Annotated in this window: 16 protein-coding genes and 1 riboswitch; of the genes, 5 read left to right on the forward strand and 11 right to left on the reverse strand. The window is 55.6% G+C overall.

The window, feature by feature from the left end; all coding sequences use genetic code 11:
* Positions 1-135 precede the first annotated feature (135 nt).
* The 5 genes from GC087_RS08750 to metG all read right to left on the reverse strand — a co-directional run bounded on the left by GC087_RS08750 (position 136) and on the right by metG (position 6233).
* Positions 136-1833 carry an NAD-dependent malic enzyme gene (locus GC087_RS08750; protein ID WP_006119924.1) on the reverse strand — a complete coding sequence of 566 codons (1698 nt, stop codon included), beginning with the start codon at positions 1831-1833 and terminating at the stop codon, positions 136-138.
* A 170-nt stretch (positions 1834-2003) separates the two neighbouring features.
* On the reverse strand, positions 2004-2888 hold the full coding sequence (gene cdd, locus GC087_RS08755) for a cytidine deaminase (protein ID WP_324030312.1): 885 nt from the start codon (positions 2886-2888) through the stop codon (positions 2004-2006).
* Between the two features lie 118 nt (positions 2889-3006).
* Entirely contained in the window at positions 3007-3699 is a 693-nt protein-coding gene (locus GC087_RS08760) for a CidB/LrgB family autolysis modulator (RefSeq protein WP_006119921.1), read from the reverse strand.
* On the reverse strand, positions 3692-4084 hold the full coding sequence (locus tag GC087_RS08765) for a CidA/LrgA family protein (RefSeq protein ID WP_172912927.1): 393 nt from the start codon (positions 4082-4084) through the stop codon (positions 3692-3694). Before GC087_RS08765 ends, GC087_RS08760 begins: the two co-directional genes overlap by 8 nt.
* A 115-nt stretch (positions 4085-4199) precedes the next feature.
* Positions 4200-6233: a methionine--tRNA ligase gene (gene metG / locus GC087_RS08770; protein WP_058702638.1), complete on the reverse strand. Its 2034-nt coding sequence runs from the start codon at positions 6231-6233 to the stop codon at positions 4200-4202.
* Between the two features lie 173 nt (positions 6234-6406).
* Between metG and apbC the strand changes: the two genes are divergently transcribed.
* Positions 6407-7519 carry an iron-sulfur cluster carrier protein ApbC gene (gene apbC, locus GC087_RS08775; RefSeq protein ID WP_058702639.1) on the forward strand — a complete coding sequence of 371 codons (1113 nt, stop codon included), beginning with the start codon at positions 6407-6409 and terminating at the stop codon, positions 7517-7519.
* Here apbC and GC087_RS08780 read toward each other — a convergent pair.
* Positions 7516-7971 (reverse strand): GNAT family N-acetyltransferase, encoded by a 456-nt coding sequence (locus tag GC087_RS08780; protein WP_058702640.1) that lies wholly within the window; start codon positions 7969-7971, stop codon positions 7516-7518. The genes apbC and GC087_RS08780 overlap by 4 nt on opposite strands.
* A gap of 335 nt (positions 7972-8306) precedes the next feature.
* On the opposite strand from GC087_RS08780, the gene ahpC reads away from it, so the two are divergent.
* Both ahpC and ahpF read left to right on the forward strand, forming a co-directional pair.
* Positions 8307-8870 (forward strand): alkyl hydroperoxide reductase subunit C, encoded by a 564-nt coding sequence (gene ahpC / locus GC087_RS08785; protein WP_033740540.1) that lies wholly within the window; start codon positions 8307-8309, stop codon positions 8868-8870.
* Between the two features lie 72 nt (positions 8871-8942).
* The gene (gene ahpF / locus GC087_RS08790; RefSeq protein ID WP_039338149.1) at positions 8943-10511 is read left to right on the forward strand and encodes an alkyl hydroperoxide reductase subunit F; all 1569 of its coding nucleotides are present in this window, start codon (positions 8943-8945) and stop codon (positions 10509-10511) included.
* 47 nt (positions 10512-10558) lie between these two features.
* Here the strand turns inward: ahpF and GC087_RS08795 are convergent, their stop codons facing one another.
* Together GC087_RS08795 and GC087_RS08800 are read right to left on the reverse strand one after the other, a co-directional pair.
* Positions 10559-11518, reverse strand: a complete 960-nt coding sequence (locus GC087_RS08795) for an AEC family transporter (protein ID WP_033740536.1) — start codon at positions 11516-11518, stop codon at positions 10559-10561.
* Positions 11519-11609: 91 nt separating this feature from the next.
* A complete protein-coding gene (locus GC087_RS08800; protein WP_006119907.1) occupies positions 11610-11807 on the reverse strand; it encodes a hypothetical protein in 198 nt (65 codons plus the stop codon).
* Between the two features lie 300 nt (positions 11808-12107).
* A riboswitch (TPP riboswitch) is annotated at positions 12108-12204 on the forward strand.
* Positions 12205-12238: 34 nt separating this feature from the next.
* On the opposite strand from GC087_RS08800, the gene thiM reads away from it, so the two are divergent.
* Complete coding sequence (gene thiM / locus GC087_RS08805; RefSeq protein WP_205955494.1) at positions 12239-13027, forward strand: hydroxyethylthiazole kinase; 789 nt, start codon at positions 12239-12241, stop codon at positions 13025-13027.
* The gene (thiD, locus tag GC087_RS08810; protein ID WP_054633460.1) at positions 13024-13824 is read left to right on the forward strand and encodes a bifunctional hydroxymethylpyrimidine kinase/phosphomethylpyrimidine kinase; all 801 of its coding nucleotides are present in this window, start codon (positions 13024-13026) and stop codon (positions 13822-13824) included. Before thiM ends, thiD begins: the two co-directional genes overlap by 4 nt.
* A 28-nt stretch (positions 13825-13852) precedes the next feature.
* On the opposite strand, the gene GC087_RS08815 is transcribed toward thiD, so the two are convergent.
* From GC087_RS08815 to yegS, 3 genes are all read right to left on the reverse strand, one after another.
* Positions 13853-14539, reverse strand: a complete 687-nt coding sequence (locus GC087_RS08815) for a GntR family transcriptional regulator (RefSeq protein ID WP_039338144.1) — start codon at positions 14537-14539, stop codon at positions 13853-13855.
* Between the two features lie 50 nt (positions 14540-14589).
* On the reverse strand, positions 14590-16050 hold the full coding sequence (locus GC087_RS08820; protein WP_324021210.1) for a mannitol dehydrogenase family protein: 1461 nt from the start codon (positions 16048-16050) through the stop codon (positions 14590-14592).
* Positions 16051-16205: 155 nt separating this feature from the next.
* Positions 16206-17105, reverse strand: a complete 900-nt coding sequence (gene yegS / locus GC087_RS08825; protein WP_039338141.1) for a lipid kinase YegS — start codon at positions 17103-17105, stop codon at positions 16206-16208.
* Between the last annotated feature and the right edge of the window lies 1 nt (position 17106).

The raw sequence follows: 17106 nt of genomic DNA on the forward strand, positions 1-17106 counted from the left end.
GCGCCTGAGCACTCGAGATGAGAGGTTTTGGTGGGACAAGGCTACTTGAGCAACCCTCGCGAAGCAAGTTTACCCCGTCTGGGTGGTGCTATTTTAAGCAGCGCTGGATCGGAGGATGATCCAGCGCAGACCTTTTTAGATCGAGGTACGGCGGTAATGACGGTATTGCGGCAGCCAGAAGTTATTCGAAATAGACTGTGACAGCACGTCTTCCGAGGTCACCACGGCAACGCCCGCCAGTTGCGCGGCTTTGCCCACTTCCATTGCGATCACTTTCGACACGCCCTGAATATCTTTGATTTCAGGCAGTACCGGCCCTTCACCATCGTTGACCAGCGGCGAGCAGTCTGCCAGTGCGCGGCTGGCGGTCATCAGCATGGTATCGGTTACGCGTGATGCACCCGAGGCAATCACCCCTAAACCGATGCCCGGGAAGATATAGGAGTTGTTACACTGCGCGATCGGATAGGTTTTACCGTTCCATGAAACCGGTGAGAACGGGCTCCCGGTCGCGACCAGTGCAGCACCATCGGTCCAGGCGATAATATCCGCTGGCGTGGCTTCAACGCGCGAGGTGGGGTTAGAGAGCGGCATCACAATAGGACGTTTGCAGTGCTTGTGCATCTCGCGGATGATCTCTTCGGTGAACAGTCCGGGCTGGCCTGAAACCCCAATCAGAATATCGGGTTTGGCGTTGCGCACTACGTCCAGCAGCGAAATCGCATCACTGGCCGTATCCCAGTCTTTGAGGTTATCGCTTTTCTGCACCAGCTTGCTCTGGAAATCGAGCAGGTTAGGCAACTTATCAGTGAGCAGGCCAAAGCGGTCGACCATCATTACGCGGCTACGCGCCTCTTCATCGCTCAGACCTTCCGACTTCATCTGCGCAATGATTTGCTCTGCGATACCGCAGCCGGCTGAACCTGCCCCCAGGAACACCACTTTTTGTTCGCACAAACGGCTTCCGGCAGCACGACTGGCGGCAATCAGAGTGCCCACGGTGACAGCAGCGGTGCCCTGAATATCATCGTTGAAGCAGCACACTTCATCGCGATAGCGCTCCAGCAGCGGCATTGCGTTTTTCTGCGCAAAGTCTTCAAACTGCAGCAGCACTTTCGGCCAGCGGCGTTTCACGGCCTGGATAAATTCATTAACGAATTCATCGTACTCTTCACCGGTAATACGTGGGTGACGCCAGCCCATATAAAGCGGATCGTTCAGCAGTTGCTGGTTATTGGTACCGACATCCAGTACCACCGGTAAGGTGTAAGCCGGACTGATGCCGCCGCACGCGGTATACAGCGACAGTTTACCAATCGGAATACCCATGCCGCCGATGCCCTGGTCACCCAGGCCCAGAATACGCTCACCGTCGGTCACCACGATGACTTTAACGTTCTGTTTGGTGGCGTTTTGCAGCATGTCTTCGATGTGTTCACGGTTGGGATATGAGATGAACACACCACGGGCGCGGCGATAAATTTCAGAGAAGTGTTCGCAGGCTGCGCCGACGGTTGGCGTATAAATAATTGGCATCATCTCTTCAAGATGATTGTCCAGCAGACGGTAGAACAGGGTTTCGTTGGTGTCCTGAATATTGCGCAGGTAGACGTGCTTGTCGTTATTATTTTTGAAGTCCTGAAACTGACGCCATGCGCGTTTCGCCTGCTCTTCAATGGTTTCGACCGCTTCGGGCAGTAAGCCGTTGAGATTGAATTCGTTACGCTCTTCGATGCTGAAGGCGCTGCCCTTATTCAGCAGGGGAAATTCCAGCAGAATAGGGCCAGCGTAGGGAATATAGAGCGGGCGTTTACTTTCGTATTCGAGTTCCATGCAGTAATGCTCCGGTTGCGAGTGTTCCTGGCGCAATAAGAGGGTAGAGGACGCCAGTTTATTTTGATAAAGAAGGCCTGGCGTCAGATCCTATGAAATTTCTCGCGGATGTACAGCTTTTGTAAATAAAAGATTTAGAAACTGTTTAAAACCGTGCCCCGCATTACGCTTTACGCCAGCTCGATAACGTTAAGGTTGTCGCAGCCCAGCGCGCGCAGTGTTGCCTGCGTCGCTGAATACTGATCTAACGCAGGCTGTCGGGGCTGGGCCAGCGCTGCTGCCTGAATCGCCTCGCAGGATTCGCCGGCCATGTTCAGCAAAATCAGTGCGGCCTGAAGCGGAGGCAGGCTGGGATTAAAGGCCGCATTTTCCGCATAGCGACCGCTAAAAATACGGCCTGAGGCGGTTTGCACTGCAACGCCACTGAACGCGCGGCTGTAAGGGGCATGACTCTGGTTGGCCGCGTCAATGGCCGCCTGCGACAGCGCATCGCCCGTGACAACAAAGCCATGATCCACCTTATCCATCAGCCGTTCGGTGATGTGCAGGTCGCCAGGGCCGAAAGCGTCAGGCAGATAGTACGCTAACGTCTGCACCGGGCGCTGGGGCAGGCTGATACGAATCGCCGTGCCGCTGTTAAGTTCATTCATGAACTGGCGGCAATGCCCGCACGGCGTGTAGTTGACGGTGATGGTCTCCAGGCGCGCTTCGCCGCGCAGCCAGGCGTGCGTAACAGCGCTTTGTTCTGCATGCACGGTTTGCTGCATGGTGGCACCGGCAAACTCCATATTGGCACCGAAATACCAGTTACCGCTTATCCCGCGTGCAATGGCACCGACGTTGAAACGGGACAGCGAGGCGACCGCGCAGGCCGCCGCGACCGGAAGCAGCGCCAGGGCGAGAGCGTCCGCATCCAGTTGGGTTTGCTGTTGCAGGAGGGTGACCTGATCGGCCCGCAGCATCGCGTCAAATCCCGGCTCACTCAGCACCGGACGAAGCGCGGTTTGCAGGGGAGCCGGCAGTAATTCAAAGGCAGAGTGGAAACGTGGATGCATGGAAGCCTCATTCAATCTTCAGGCAATGTGCCAGACATCGGTTTATATGTGATCTCTGTCGCTCTGACAATGCAACGTGTCTTAGAGTTTTCAACTTTGCGAGATCTCTCCCAAAGTTTTAGCCAAACCAGTGCAGTAGCAGCGGAAAAACAAAGGGTGCCAGTAACGACGTTACGATGCCGCAGATCACCAGTGCCAGCGAACTAAATGCCCCTTCCTGGAAGTCCAGTTCCGCCGCCCGGGCGGTTCCCAGCGCATGGGACGCATTACCAATCGCCAGACCGCGTGCCGCTTTACTTTTCACGCCCAACAGATTCAGCACCATATGGCCAAATACCGCACCGAGCACACCGGCTATCAGCACACAAATCGCACTGATAGCGGGAATGCCGTGCAGAGAGCCGGATACCGCCATCGCGATCGGTGTGGTGACGGATTTAGGTAAAATCGTGGCGGCGATTTCCGGCGTTGCCCCCATCCACAGGGCGATCGCTGTGCCGGAGGTCATTGCCGTCAGGCTGCCGATCAGGCATACGCCGATAATGGATTTCCAGCGGGCGCGAATCTGATGCATCTGCTCATACAGCGGCAGCGCCAGTGCGACCACGGCGGGCTGTAGCAGGGCATTAAGCACCTGGCTTCCGGCAAAGTAACGTGTATAGGGCAGTTGCAGTAACAGCAGGATGGGAATGATGATCGCCATCGAAACCAGCAAGGGGTTCAGCAGGGCAATCTTCAGCGCGGCAGCCAGTCTGCGCGCCAGGAAAAATGCGCCCAGCGTCAGGGGCAATGACCACCAGATATCACTCATCCTTCACCTCTTTCGTCGGCACGCGCGAATGCAGCTTGTGGGCGCTTAACCCCACGATGCTCAGGACAGCGAAGGTACTGACAAGACACGAGACCACGATAGGGCCAAACTGCGCGGTCAGCAGATCGGTGTAATTCATGACGCCCACACTGATGGGAACGAACAGCAGCGCCATATAGCGAATGATAAGATGACAACCGGGCTTAACCCAGTGGACCGGCACGATTTGAGACGCGAGCAGGGTAAACAAAATCAGCATGCCAATAATGCTGCCGGGCAGCGTAATGGGCAGCAACCTTGCTACGCCGTTTCCGGCATATAAACAGAGATAGAGAAGGGTAAAAGCGCGCAGATAACGCCAACTTATCGCTAGCACGGTGTGCATGACAGGCTCCTGTTTCCAACGAGCGTAATCCTACGCACTGACGATCTGGCGTGCCAGCTGTCAGCGTAAGGCAGAACGGCCCTTCCTGCCATCAGATGCAGGAAGGGCGAACGCCTTATTTAACGGGCATACCCGGCACTGCGCCACTGTCGACAGACAACACGAACAGGTCTTTGCCGCCCGGCCCCGCAGACAGCACCATGCCTTCCGAGACGCCAAAGCGCATTTTACGTGGTGCCAGGTTCGCCACGATAATGGTCATTTTGCCAACGAGTACGGCCGGGTCAGGATAGGCTGCACGGATACCAGAGAAAATCTGGCGCTTCTCGCCGCCCAGATCCAACTCCAGACGCAGCAGTTTGTCTGAGCCGTCCACCAGTTCCGCTTTCTCAATCAGTGCCACGCGCATATCAACTTTGGCAAAGTCATCAATCGTGATGGTATCGCCAATCGGCGCATCCGCCAGTGGGCCGCTGACCGTCGGTTTACTGGCTTCAGCCGCGTCGGCTTTCGACGCTTCAATCAGGCCCTCGACTTTCGCCATCTCAATGCGACCATACAGGGCTTTAAACGGCGCAACCTGATGGTCGAGCAGCGGCTGCTGAATGGCGTCCCAGCTGAGTTCGCTGTTCAGGAAAGCTTCGGCTCGCTCGCTCAGCGACGGCAGCACAGGCTTCAGCCAGGTCATCAGCACACGGAACAGGTTAATGCCCATGGAGCAAATAGCCTGCAGATCGGCATCACGGCCTTCCTGCTTCGCCACCACCCACGGTGCCTGCTCGTCAACATAACGGTTGGCCAGATCGGCCAGCGCCATAATTTCACGAATCGCCCGGCCAAATTCACGGCTTGCCCAGGCCTCGCCAATCTTTTCGGATGCGTCCAGGAATGTTTGATAAAGCGCCGGGTCGGCCAGTTCTGCGGACAGCTTGCCGCCAAAGCGTTTGGTGATAAAACCGGCATTACGTGACGCCAGGTTGACCACTTTGTTCACAATGTCGGCGTTGACGCGCTGAACAAAATCTTCCAGATTCAGGTCGATGTCATCAATACGCGAAGAAAGCTTGGCCGCATAGTAATAGCGCAGGCTGTCGGCATCCAGATGCTGTAACCAGGTACTGGCTTTAATAAAGGTTCCGCGCGATTTCGACATTTTTGCGCCATTTACGGTCACATAGCCATGCACAAACAGGTTGTTGGGTTTGCGGAAGCCGCTGCCTTCCAGCATGGCAGGCCAGAACAGGCTGTGGAAGTAGACGATGTCTTTACCAATGAAGTGGTACAGCTCTGTGGTGGAATCCTGCTGCCAGAATTCGTCAAAACTGATGTCGCCGCGTTTGTCACACAGGTTTTTAAACGCGCCCATATAGCCGATCGGCGCATCCAGCCAGACGTAGAAGTATTTGCCCGGCGCGCCAGGAATTTCGAAGCCAAAGTACGGCGCATCACGGGAAATATCCCACTGTTGCAGACCGGATTCGAACCACTCCTGCATTTTATTGGCGACCTGCTCCTGCAGTGCGCCAGAACGCGTCCAGGCGCGCAGCATTTCGCTGAACGACGGCAGGTCAAAGAAGAAGTGCTCGGAATCACGCAGCACAGGGGTTGCACCGGACACCACAGATTTCGGATCGATCAGTTCGGTCGGGCTGTAGGTCGCGCTGCACACCTCGCAATTGTCGCCGTACTGGTCAGGCGCTTTACATTTCGGGCAGGTGCCTTTCACGAAACGGTCAGGCAGGAACATGCCTTTTTCCGGATCGTACAGCTGAGAAATCGTGCGGTTCTTAATGAAACCGTTCTCTTTCAGGCGACCATAGATGAGCCCGGCCAGCTCACGGTTCTCGTCGCCGTGCGTTGAGTGATAGTTATCATAGCTGATGTTAAAACCGGCAAAATCTGTTTCGTGCTCGTGTTTCATTTCAGCAATCATCTGTTCCGGCGCAATGCCCAACTGCTGAGCCTTCAGCATGATCGGCGTGCCGTGGGCGTCATCGGCGCAGATGAAGTAAACCTGATTGCCACGCATTCGCTGATAACGCACCCAAATGTCCGCCTGGATATGCTCGAGCATGTGGCCGAGATGAATTGAGCCGTTAGCGTAAGGCAGGGCGCAGGTTACCAGAATTTTTTTTGCGACTTGAGTCATAGTTTGCGTAGCTTTCAGTTAAGTAAAAAAACGGGCTTAGATGGTAACCGATGGGCACAGCCGCGTAAACATAAGGGATTTCCCGCCGCGCGGCCCGTGAAACGATCGGCATCTGATAGTATTGTTACTACATCGTTGAAAAACAGCATAAGCACAGCAGAAAAGGAGTGGGGATGACAGCGCAATCCCGGGAACCACATACACCAGAAGCCTTACGCGCCGTTGTGGCCGGCGTTCTGAACAGCTTTGAGCATCCGACGCTGCAACGTAACCTTATTACCCTGAAGGCGCTGCATCATGTGGCGCTGCTGGATGGGACGTTGCATATTGAACTGCGGATGCCTTTTGCCTGGCACAGCGCGTTTGAGACCTTAAAAGCAGACACCAGCGCTGAGCTACTGCGTCTGAGCGGCGCGCAGGCCATCGACTGGCGGTTAAGTCACGAGATTGCTACGTTGAAACGCGTGAAAAATCACCCTGGTGTTAACGGCGTGAAGAACATTATCGCGGTCAGCTCCGGTAAAGGCGGCGTGGGCAAATCGAGTACCGCAGTTAATATGGCGCTGGCGTTACTGGCTGAAGGCGCACGTGTGGGCATTCTGGATGCCGATATTTATGGCCCGTCCGTGCCCAACATGCTGGGCTGTGAAAAAGAGCGCCCGACCTCGCCTGACGGCACCCATATGGCGCCGATCATGTCCCATGGTCTGGCAACCAATTCCATCGGCTATCTGGTGACCGACGATAACGCGATGGTGTGGCGCGGCCCTATGGCCAGCAAAGCGCTGATGCAGTTACTTACCGAAACCCAGTGGCCCGACCTGGATTATCTGGTGCTGGATATGCCGCCAGGAACCGGAGATATCCAGTTAACGCTCGCGCAGAGTGTGCCCGTCACCGGTGCGCTGGTGGTCACTACGCCACAGGACATCGCGCTCATCGATGCACGCAAAGGCATGGTCATGTTCGAAAAGGTTAACGTCCCGGTGCTGGGCGTGGTGGAGAACATGAGTATCCACGTCTGCAGCCAGTGCGGTCACCATGAGCCGATTTTTGGTACCGGCGGAGCGCAACGGCTGGTGGACGACTATGGCACGCGGCTGCTGGCACAGCTTCCCCTGCATATTCATTTGCGTGAAGATCTGGATGATGGCGAGCCAACGGTTATTCGTCGGCCGGACAGTGAATTTACGATGCTGTACCGTCAGCTCGCCGGACGTGTGGCCGCCCAGCTTTACTGGCAGGGCGAGGTGATTCCCGGCGATATCGCCTTCCGCGCGCTTTAACCCTTCTGCGCGTCGCTCTCATAGTGCGACGCCGGGGGATAATGCATTAACAGATAGCCGCCTTGATCGCTTTCACCCTGGGAAATCACTTTCCAGCCATGTTGCAGGTAAAACGTCTGGGCGGCCTTGTTCATTTGCAGACACTTCAGCGCGCCGGTTGATGTAAAGCGTGACTGGACGGCCTCAAGCAGTGCACTGCCCACACCGCGCCCCTGATAATCAGGATCCACATACAGGCTGTGTAAGAAATTATCGTTTTCCATCAGACCCGCGAATCCTGCCCGATGCCCGTCCAGCTCAGCCACTAAAACGGTTTCGCCGAGTATCACCTGATCGAAGTCTTCCAGTTGCCAGTCATCGTTGGCGATCCAGTCCCAGTTATGCCGACGGGCCGCCAGAAACAACGTCCGCAGGAAAGGACGGTCAGCCTCTGTAAATAATCGAATATGCACATCAAGCTCCGTTAAACATCTTTTAACAACCCTGGCAGGGATTCTCAAAAAAGTAAAAGCAGAACAAATGTCATCACTTTCCTTGTACACTGCCCGACGGTGCCTTATGGGAAAACAGCAAACGGCCTTCAGTTAACGCACAGGGGTTATTGCCTGGAAGCACGCAATATATCTTTTTGCGGGTAAATGAAGGTAAGAAAAGCGGTTTTTTCCCTTAACGATCAACGCGATCGGCGTTTGATAGCTTTCGTTTATTTTATTGATAACGAGGGCTTATTAGATGTTGGCCCGGAAAATTTGTAAGCTGCATCACATATTTTAAAGGAGGCCATCACATGTCCATTATCAACACCAAAATTAAGCCGTTCAAAAACAGTGCATTTAAAGACGGCCAGTTTATCGAAGTAACCGAGAAAGACGTTGAAGGTAAATGGAGTGTTTTCTTCTTTTATCCGGCTGACTTCACCTTTGTTTGCCCAACCGAACTGGGCGACGTCGCGGATCACTATGAAGAGTTCCAGAAACTGGGCGTGGACATCTACTCAGTGTCTACTGATACCCACTTTACCCACAAAGCCTGGCACGGCTCTTCTGACACCATCGCAAAAATCAAATATGCGATGATCGGTGACCCAACTGGCGCGCTGACCCGCAACTTCGACATCATGCGCGAAGACGAAGGTCTGGCTGACCGTGGTACATTCATCGTTGACCCACAGGGTGTTATCCAGGCTGTAGAAATCACCGCTGAAGGTATTGGCCGTGATGCGTCTGACCTGCTGCGCAAAGTGAAAGCGGCGCAGTACGTGGCTTCTCACCCTGGTGAAGTGTGCCCGGCCAAATGGAAAGAAGGTGATGCGACTCTGGCGCCTTCGCTGGACCTGGTTGGCAAAATCTAATTTCCGCATCGCAACGTCGATCATTTTCTCATCGGGTGCTTCGGCACCCGATTTTTTGACCAGGAACTCACTATGCTTGATACCAATTTAAAAACGCAGCTCAAAGCTTATCTTGAGAAACTCACCAAGCCTGTGGAGTTGATTGCAACGCTGGATGATGGCGCAAAATCAACCGAGATTCGCAATCTGTTGGTCGATATCGCGAGCCTGTCTGACAAGGTCAGCTTTCGTGAAGAGAACGATCGTCAGGTGCGTAAACCCTCATTTTTAATCACTAACCCTGGTGCGGATCACGGCCCACGTTTTGCGGGTTCGCCGCTGGGTCATGAATTTACCTCACTGGTGCTGGCGCTGTTACAGACCGGTGGGCACCCGTCCAAAGAAGCACAAAATCTGCTTGATCAGATTGCGGCGCTGGATGGAGATTTCCATTTCGAAACCTATTATTCGCTGTCCTGCCACAACTGTCCGGATGTGGTACAGGCTCTGAATCTGATGGCGGTCCTGAACCCGCGCATCAGCCACACCGCGATTGACGGTGGCTTGTTCCAGAACGAAATTCAGGAACGGAATGTCATGGGCGTGCCGGCGGTTTTCCTGAACGGCAAAGAGTTTGGTCAGGGCCGCATGAGCCTGGCGGAGATCGTCAGTAAAGTCGACACCAATGCTGACAAGCGCGCAGCAGAAGCGCTGAATAAACGCGAAGCCTATGATGTGCTGATTATTGGCAGCGGTCCCGCTGGCGCAGCGGCCGCCATCTATTCTGCCCGTAAAGGCATCCGCACCGCCCTGATGGGTGAGCGTTTCGGCGGACAGGTACTGGATACCGTTGATATCGAAAACTATATTTCCGTGCAGAAAACGGAAGGGGCCAAACTGGCTGGCGCACTGCGTGCCCACGTTGACGATTACAGTGTTGATGTGATTGACAGTCAGAGCGCGATTAAACTGATTCCGTCTGCGGCGAAAGGCGGCCTGCATGCCATTGAAACGGCGTCAGGTGCCGTACTGAAATCCCGTAGCATCATCCTGGCGACCGGCGCGCGCTGGCGCAACATGGGCGTACCGGGGGAAGAGCAGTACCGTACTAAAGGTGTGACCTATTGCCCGCACTGTGACGGTCCGCTGTTCAAAGGTAAACGCACTGCCGTCATCGGTGGCGGTAACTCCGGCGTGGAAGCGGCTATCGATCTGGCTGGTATCGTTGAACACGTCACATTGCTGGAATTTGCCAGTGAAATGCGCGCAGACAAAGTGCTGCAGGACAAACTGCGCAGCCTGAAAAACGTGGATGTGATCCTGAATGCACAAACCACCGAAGTGAAAGGCGACGGCAGCAAAGTTACCGGCCTGCAATATCTGGATCGCACCAACCAGACAACCCATGAACTGGCGCTGTCAGGCATTTTTGTTCAGATTGGCCTGCTCCCTAACACCACCTGGCTGGAAGGGGCGGTTGAGCGCAACAAGATGGGTGAAATCATCATCGATGCAAAATGCGAAACCAGCCTGAAAGGCGTTTTCGCAGCAGGCGACTGCACCACGGTGCCTTACAAGCAAATCATCATTGCCAGCGGTGAAGGGGCAAAAGCCTCGCTGAGCGCTTTTGATTACCTGATTCGCACCCAACCTGCACACTAAGTTTTTCGGTGCAAAAGCCAGCCCTGTAACCTGTGTTACAGGGCTTTTTAGTATCCGGCCAGCGTCATTAACATCATCCACAACGGCGTGGTTATCGCGGCAAAAAGGGTGGAAAGCAGCATACTGGCGGCCGTGGGGCCGGTAATCACGTTAAATTTCTGCGACATCAGGTAAACATTCACACCGACCGCCATCGACCCCAGCAGCACTACCACTTTACTTTCCAGCGCAGGCAGACCCGTCAGCCAGGCGATCGCCCAGACACACAGCGGCTGCAGAATCAGTTTCAACGCACAAATCGTGTAACTCTCTTTCAAGCCTTCCCGCACCCGGTAGTGCGCCAGGCTCATGCCGAGAGTGACCAACGATAAGGGTGCGGCGATGGACGCCAGCATGCGCAGCGGTTCAGCGGCGATGGCGGGAAGCGGCCGCTGCAACAGGCTCCAGGCGGTGCCTGATAAGATGCCAATAATTAACGGATTCCTGAGCACGCTAATCAAGGTGCGCTTAAAGCCCTGAAGGGAAAAACTGCCCTGTTTCGACCATTCCACCGAGACGGTGAGTAATGTCCAGAGGATCAGACTGTTAAACACCAGCACCAGCGCAACCGATGGCAAGGCACCGGGGCCCAGCAGGACGGTAGCGACCGGAATGCCCAGCATAACGTTATTTGAAAAGACCCCGCCCAGGGCAAAGACCGAGCCGGCCACGCCATCCAGATGAAACAGACGCGAGGCAAGGATTCGGCCCACGATAAACACCAGCAGACAACTGCCAAAGAATGCCAGAAGCAGGCGCACATCGACCGCGGGACTGTTGTAAAAGTCACTCATGATGCGAAACAGCATGCAGGGCAGGGCAACGTTAAAGACAAACCGGTTCATGCCTTCGCTGATGCTCAGCGGCCATTTGCCCCATTTCGTCAGGCAATAACCCAGGAAAATAAGAATAAACAGCGGGGCTGACAGGTAAATCTGGTGTCCTAATGTATCCAGCAGGAAGGGCATAAGCGTAAGCAGTCCAGTGACTCAGTAAGGGCAAGACTACCAAATTGCGTCGGCCGCGTAACCTGGCAAAACGTGTACCCGACCCGCGAATTTACCCCAGCCAGCGGCGCGCCTGGTCATCACTGATATCGCGATAATACACCCGATGGATAACCGCATCGCAACGCTGACAACGGGCAGAAAGATAAGTGGAATAATAGTGTCGGCCAGAAGGAGAAAGGGCACCCTGACGGGTAATGGTGATGTCAGTCCATCGGTGACGATGAGGGATAAGCGCTAAAAATCGCATCATGCTTCCTGTCAAGTATGAAGTGTTCTGGTAATTTTTAACTACGTGATATGAAGATTTATTGTTGCGATGTTGTAGGCAGGTGTTTGTTATTGCTGGGCATTCTGATAATGGTGAAGGATATAATTTACTTGCGTAAATACCTTTACTGCTCTGACGTGCAAATTTTAAGCCCGCAGCATTAAGCCTTTTTTCGTGCGGTGGGGAGTTGATCCGGATCATGTAAAAGTCTCGCCCGCCAGGTTGAAAAAAGAATAAGCACCTTGCTTAAATTTAGGGGCTTACTTATTCTTCTCTGCGTAACACGACTCGGGGTGCCCTTCTTTGTGAAGGCTGAGAAAAACCCGTATTACCTGATCTGGATAATGCCAGCGTAGGGAAGTCTGATGCCTGACCGCATTCGCCTTCTTGTCCGCCGGTTGGGAGTTCTGATGACACATCAACCGCACCATCTTTCTGATGCGCAATGCGCGCCCATCCTGCAACAGTTTCGCCGTCAGTCACCGCTCGTGCACTGCATGACCAATGATGTGGTGCAAATGCTCACGGCTAATGTCCTGCTTGCTCTGAACGCGTCACCTGCCATGGTCATCGATCGCGAGGAAGCGCCGCAGTTCAGCGGTATCGCGGATGCACTGTTAATCAATGTCGGCACATTAACGCACGAACGCCAGCAGGCCATGGCCGCGGCAATCGAGGCGGCTAATCTGGCAGGCACGCCCTGGACGCTGGACCCGGTAGCGGTGGGCGCACTGACGTTGCGTACCCGGTTTTGCCAGCAGGTGCTGATGCAGTCGCCTGCCGTGATTCGCGGCAATGCTTCCGAGATTCTGGCGCTGGCCCAGCAGGCTGACGGCGGACGTGGCGTGGACAGTCTGCACGCCGCCGAAAGCGCCCTGCTGGCCGCCCAACAACTGGCGCGGGAGTATCAGACCTGTGTGGTGGTCACTGGCGAGGTGGATTATGCCACCGACGGGATGCGTACCCTGTCGATCGTCGGCGGATCGCCCTTAATGACGCGGGTGGTCGGCACCGGCTGTGCGCTGTCTGCGGTCGTCGCCGCCTTTGCCACCCTGCCGGGTGACAGACTGATCAATATCGCCAGCGCCTGTCGGGTGATGGCACTGGCCGGAGAGAAAGCCGCACAGGCATCAACCGGGCCGGGCAGCTTTGCACCGGCGTTTCTGGACGCGCTCTGGACACTGGAGGCCGCCCTGTGAAACGCATCAATGCTTTAACGATTGCCGGTACCGATCCCAGCGGCGGTGCCGGGATTCAGGCCGACCTGAAAACCTTCTCCGCACTGGGCGCTTACGGCACCAGCGTGATTACGGCCCTGGTGGCGCAAAATACCTGTGGCGTACAGTCGGTGTACCGTATTGATCCTGATTTTGTCAGCGCACAGCTGGATTCCGTTCTTGATGACGTGCGCATCGACAGTGCAAAAATTGGCATGCTGTCCGACGCGGCGATCGTGGAGCGGGTGGCGGTTGGCTTGCAGCGCCGGGCAATCCCGTTTGTGGTGCTGGACACGGTGATGGTGGCCAAGAGCGGCGATGCCTTACTGAGTCCTGATGCCATTGCCTGTGTCCGCGAGCGCCTGTTGCCACAGGTGTCACTGATCACACCTAATCTGCCCGAAGCCGCCGCGCTGCTCGAATGCCGTATGGCCAGCAATGAGAACGAGATGCTGACGCAGGGCGATGCCCTTCTGGCGCTGGGTTGTCAGGCCGTGCTGATGAAGGGCGGACATCTGGATCATGGCGAAAGTCCTGACTGGCTGATCACGCCAGCGGGGCGGCAACGGTTCAGCACGCCTCGGGTGAAGACGCGCCATACGCACGGTACCGGTTGTACGCTGTCTGCTGCGCTGGCGGCCCTGCGCCCACGGCACAGTGACTGGGCGGAGACGGTTAATGAAGCCAAAACCTGGCTACAACAGGCCCTGCTGACAGCCGATTCGCTGGAGGTGGGCCACGGGACTGGACCTGTGCATCATTTTCATCAGTGGTGGTAACGGCTTCGCTCAGCGATTGTACGGCGCGCTACTCAGCCTCGAACCAGTCACGGTTTTGCCTGATCACGGGCGCGAGCGAAAACATCATTGCCTGCAGATGGTGACGCAGGGCGGTTTCTGCCTGGTCCGCATCGCGCGCTTTCAGGGCGGCAAAAACGGCTTCATGTTGTTCGATCAGCGTTTCAGCGGGCGCGACCTGATTCAGGGTGAGATAGCGCACCCGGTCCATCGTCGCCTTGATGTTTTCAATGGTTTCCCATGCCAGCATACAGTCGATACTCTCCGCAATCAGACGATGGAATTCATCGTCCAGGCTGAGAAACATCTGGCTGTCGCCCCGGGCGGCAGTGATGCGCTGGAGCTGCAGATTATGCTCCAGCGCCATCAGTCCGCGCTGGCTTGTTTCCCGCGCTGCGCGGCGTATCACGGCCAGTTCTACCGCTTCCCGGATAAAGCGTCCATCTTCGACCTGCTTCGCTGAAATCTTACGCACAAAGGTGCCGCGCTGTGGAAGGATTTGTACCAGACCGGCTTCTGCCAGCTTAATGAACGCCTCACGTACCGGCTGGCGAGAGAGATGAAAACGGGCGGAAACCTCTTTTTCCGACAGCAAAGCGCCCGGCTGAATGACGCAGGTGACGATATCTTTGCGTAGATAACGGTAAATCTGCTGATTGACCGGTTCACTTGTCGTGATGGTGTAGGAAAGCGTCATGTTCTGTCCCTGTTAACATTAACCCGATTTCGCCAGCGCGTTAAAACGCCTTAGCCCTGTGCGATGGCCTGTTGCACGGCCGCCCGTGCCCCCACTTTCGTTAACTGTATATAGCAGGCGGAGAGCGCGTCAACAAAGGCTGTATTATCCGCCAGATCCTCGCCGAAAACGGTTTTCAGGCCCAGTAAGGCCCGCACCCGCTCCTGACCTTCCGCGCTTTCTGCCACACAGGTGGCCAGCTGGGCTTTAAGTGGGTCGCGGATCGCTATAGGTTCGCCTTTTTCATCGACCGCAGCGACATAGCGCATCCAGGCGGCAATGCCCAGCAACAGCAGCGGGCAGGGTGTGCCGTTAGCGAGATGCCAGCGCACGCTGTCGAGAAAGCGTTGTGGCAGTTTCTGGGTGCCATCGGTCGCAATCTGGTAGGTGCGGTGTCTGATAGCGCGGTTGGCAAAGCGAGCGATTAAGGCGTCGGCGTAAGCCGGTAAATCCACGCCCTGCGTGGTTAACGTCGGCGCCTGTTCGTTAACCATCAGCGCACGTGCGGCCGCCCGGAACGCGTCGTCAGCCATACAATCGCTGATATGTTCATAACCCGCAAGGTAACCAAGGTACGCCAGAAAGGAGTGGCTGCCATTGAGCATGCGCAACTTCATTTGCTCAAACGGCAGCACATCCTCCACCAGTTCGGCACCTGCCTTGTCCCAGTCAGGTCGGCCGCTGACAAAGTGGTCTTCAATCACCCACTGAAAGAAGGGTTCAGCCTCAACGGCCACTGGATCGGACGAACCAATACGGGCACGTAACGCGTCAAAGGCGGCCTCATTCATCGCCGGAACAATGCGATCTACCATGGTGGAGGGAAAGGTGATGTTGTGCTGAATATAGTCCGCCAGCGACGGATCATGCTGCCGGGCGAGCTGCGTCACCACATTCCGTGTGACGTGGCCATTTTCAGGCATGTTATCGCAGGACATCACGCTGAAAGGCGCTAAACTCAGATCGCGTCGACGGCGGATGGCGGCGACAATCAATCCGGGCAGCGAGCGGGGCTGTGCGGGGTGCGCCAGGTCATGCACGATATCCGCATGTTGCAGATCGAGATTGCCGCTGGCGGGCAGGTGACAATAGCCTTTTTCCGTCACGGTCATCGACACAATCGCCACGTCCGGCTGGCACAGGGCCGTAATCACGGCATCAATGCCGTCCGTTTTGCCGTGCAGTGCCGCGGTAACCACCCCAATGACCCGGGTTTTCACGGCGTCGTCACTTTTTTCGGTCAACGTATAGAGAAAGTCCTGCTGGCGGAGTGCCTGAATCAGCTCGCCGCTGTTAAGGTTAACCTCGCAGATTCCCCAGTCGCTACCCTGTTCGGCCAGTTTATCCGTGCACAAGGCCTGATGGGCGCGATGAAAGGCACCAAAGCCGATATGCACTATACGGGTTTTAAGCTGGCGACGGTCATAGGCGGGCAGATGAACATCCGCAGGAAGGTGATCGATGTGTAGCATAAAGCATCCTTGTGGCAGACGGACGGCAGGCCATGCTGGCATTAAGGATGAAAAATTACGCGTCCCGCTACTACCATACAAGTTGAAGTAGCGGAATTGTGAATGTAATCACGAACTGTTTACATTAAGGCCGGGAGCCAGGGCTCCCGTGAGAATTAACTCAGCAGGGCACACTGCGGCGGCAGGCGGCAGCTTAACGCGCCCGGCATGATATCGATGGTAAATGACTGGCCTGTCAGCGGTTCGCCATCCAGGTTAAAGGTCATTTCATGCGGTGAGCGAATCGTCAGGGACGATAAGCGCGTAGAAACAATGCCGGGATTCTCTTCATCGCCGGTCAGGGAATGCAGCAGGGTAGGCAGCAACTCCTGCGCGGTGACAATGCTGACGTCCAGCAGGCCATCGTTAATCAACGCCGACGGGCATAAACGCTGACCGCCTCCGGCCTGACGACCGTTGCCGATGCCGATGACCAGCGCATCGCCCTGCCAGTTAAAACCGGGCCCGGTAATTTCACAACTGTCCGGTTTTAGCGTGTCCATGCGCATCAACCCATGAATAAAATAGGACACGCCGCCCAGCGCGGATTTGAGTTTTTCCGGCGTCTCGGTCGTAATGCGCGTGCCAAATCCTCCGGTCGCCATATTAATAAAATAGTGATGCTGGTTAACGCGGGCGAGGTCGATATCACAGGCTTTACCCTGGATAGCCAGGCGCAAGGCGTGCTCAATCTCTTCAGGAATGCCGACGCTGGTGGCAAAATCGTTCGCTGTGCCCAGCGGCAGAATCCCCAGAACCGGGCGCTCATCCGCGTTGACCGACGCCAGTGCGGTAGCGATTTCGTTGACGGTGCCGTCACCGCCGCCCGCCACTACGGTTTCCGCCTGCAGTTCAAGGGCTTCTTCCACGTAACGCTCACCGTCTCCTTTTTCATACGTCACGCGCACGGCTATGTTAAAGCCCTCGGCGCGCAGCTTCGTGATCGCTTCACGGAGATCGTCATTACCTGCGCCTTTACCATTCAGGATTAGCAGCGTAAGCGATTGTTTGTCCATT

Source organism: Pantoea sp. JZ2, assembly GCF_035191405.1.
In the GTDB taxonomy this organism is placed as follows: domain Bacteria; phylum Pseudomonadota; class Gammaproteobacteria; order Enterobacterales; family Enterobacteriaceae; genus Pantoea; species Pantoea stewartii.

Excerpts from the sequence above, each read along its gene's own strand:
- metG (WP_058702638.1), bottom strand. The coding sequence starts at position 6,233 with ATGACTCAAGTCGCAAAAAAAATTCTGGTAACCTGCGCCCTGCCTTAC.
- GC087_RS08795 (WP_033740536.1), bottom strand. The coding sequence starts at position 11,518 with ATGCCCTTCCTGCTGGATACATTAGGACACCAGATTTACCTGTCAGCC.
- ahpF (WP_039338149.1), top strand. The coding sequence starts at position 8,943 with ATGCTTGATACCAATTTAAAAACGCAGCTCAAAGCTTATCTTGAGAAA.
- GC087_RS08815 (WP_039338144.1), bottom strand. The coding sequence starts at position 14,539 with ATGACGCTTTCCTACACCATCACGACAAGTGAACCGGTCAATCAGCAG.
- thiM (WP_205955494.1), top strand. The coding sequence starts at position 12,239 with ATGACACATCAACCGCACCATCTTTCTGATGCGCAATGCGCGCCCATC.
- GC087_RS08750 (WP_006119924.1), bottom strand. The coding sequence starts at position 1,833 with ATGGAACTCGAATACGAAAGTAAACGCCCGCTCTATATTCCCTACGCT.
- cdd (WP_324030312.1), bottom strand. The coding sequence starts at position 2,888 with ATGCATCCACGTTTCCACTCTGCCTTTGAATTACTGCCGGCTCCCCTG.
- apbC (WP_058702639.1), top strand. The coding sequence starts at position 6,407 with ATGACAGCGCAATCCCGGGAACCACATACACCAGAAGCCTTACGCGCC.
- GC087_RS08760 (WP_006119921.1), bottom strand. The coding sequence starts at position 3,699 with ATGAGTGATATCTGGTGGTCATTGCCCCTGACGCTGGGCGCATTTTTC.
- GC087_RS08800 (WP_006119907.1), bottom strand. The coding sequence starts at position 11,807 with ATGCGATTTTTAGCGCTTATCCCTCATCGTCACCGATGGACTGACATC.
- GC087_RS08765 (WP_172912927.1), bottom strand. The coding sequence starts at position 4,084 with ATGCACACCGTGCTAGCGATAAGTTGGCGTTATCTGCGCGCTTTTACC.
- yegS (WP_039338141.1), bottom strand. The coding sequence starts at position 17,105 with ATGGACAAACAATCGCTTACGCTGCTAATCCTGAATGGTAAAGGCGCA.
- ahpC (WP_033740540.1), top strand. The coding sequence starts at position 8,307 with ATGTCCATTATCAACACCAAAATTAAGCCGTTCAAAAACAGTGCATTT.
- GC087_RS08820 (WP_324021210.1), bottom strand. The coding sequence starts at position 16,050 with ATGCTACACATCGATCACCTTCCTGCGGATGTTCATCTGCCCGCCTAT.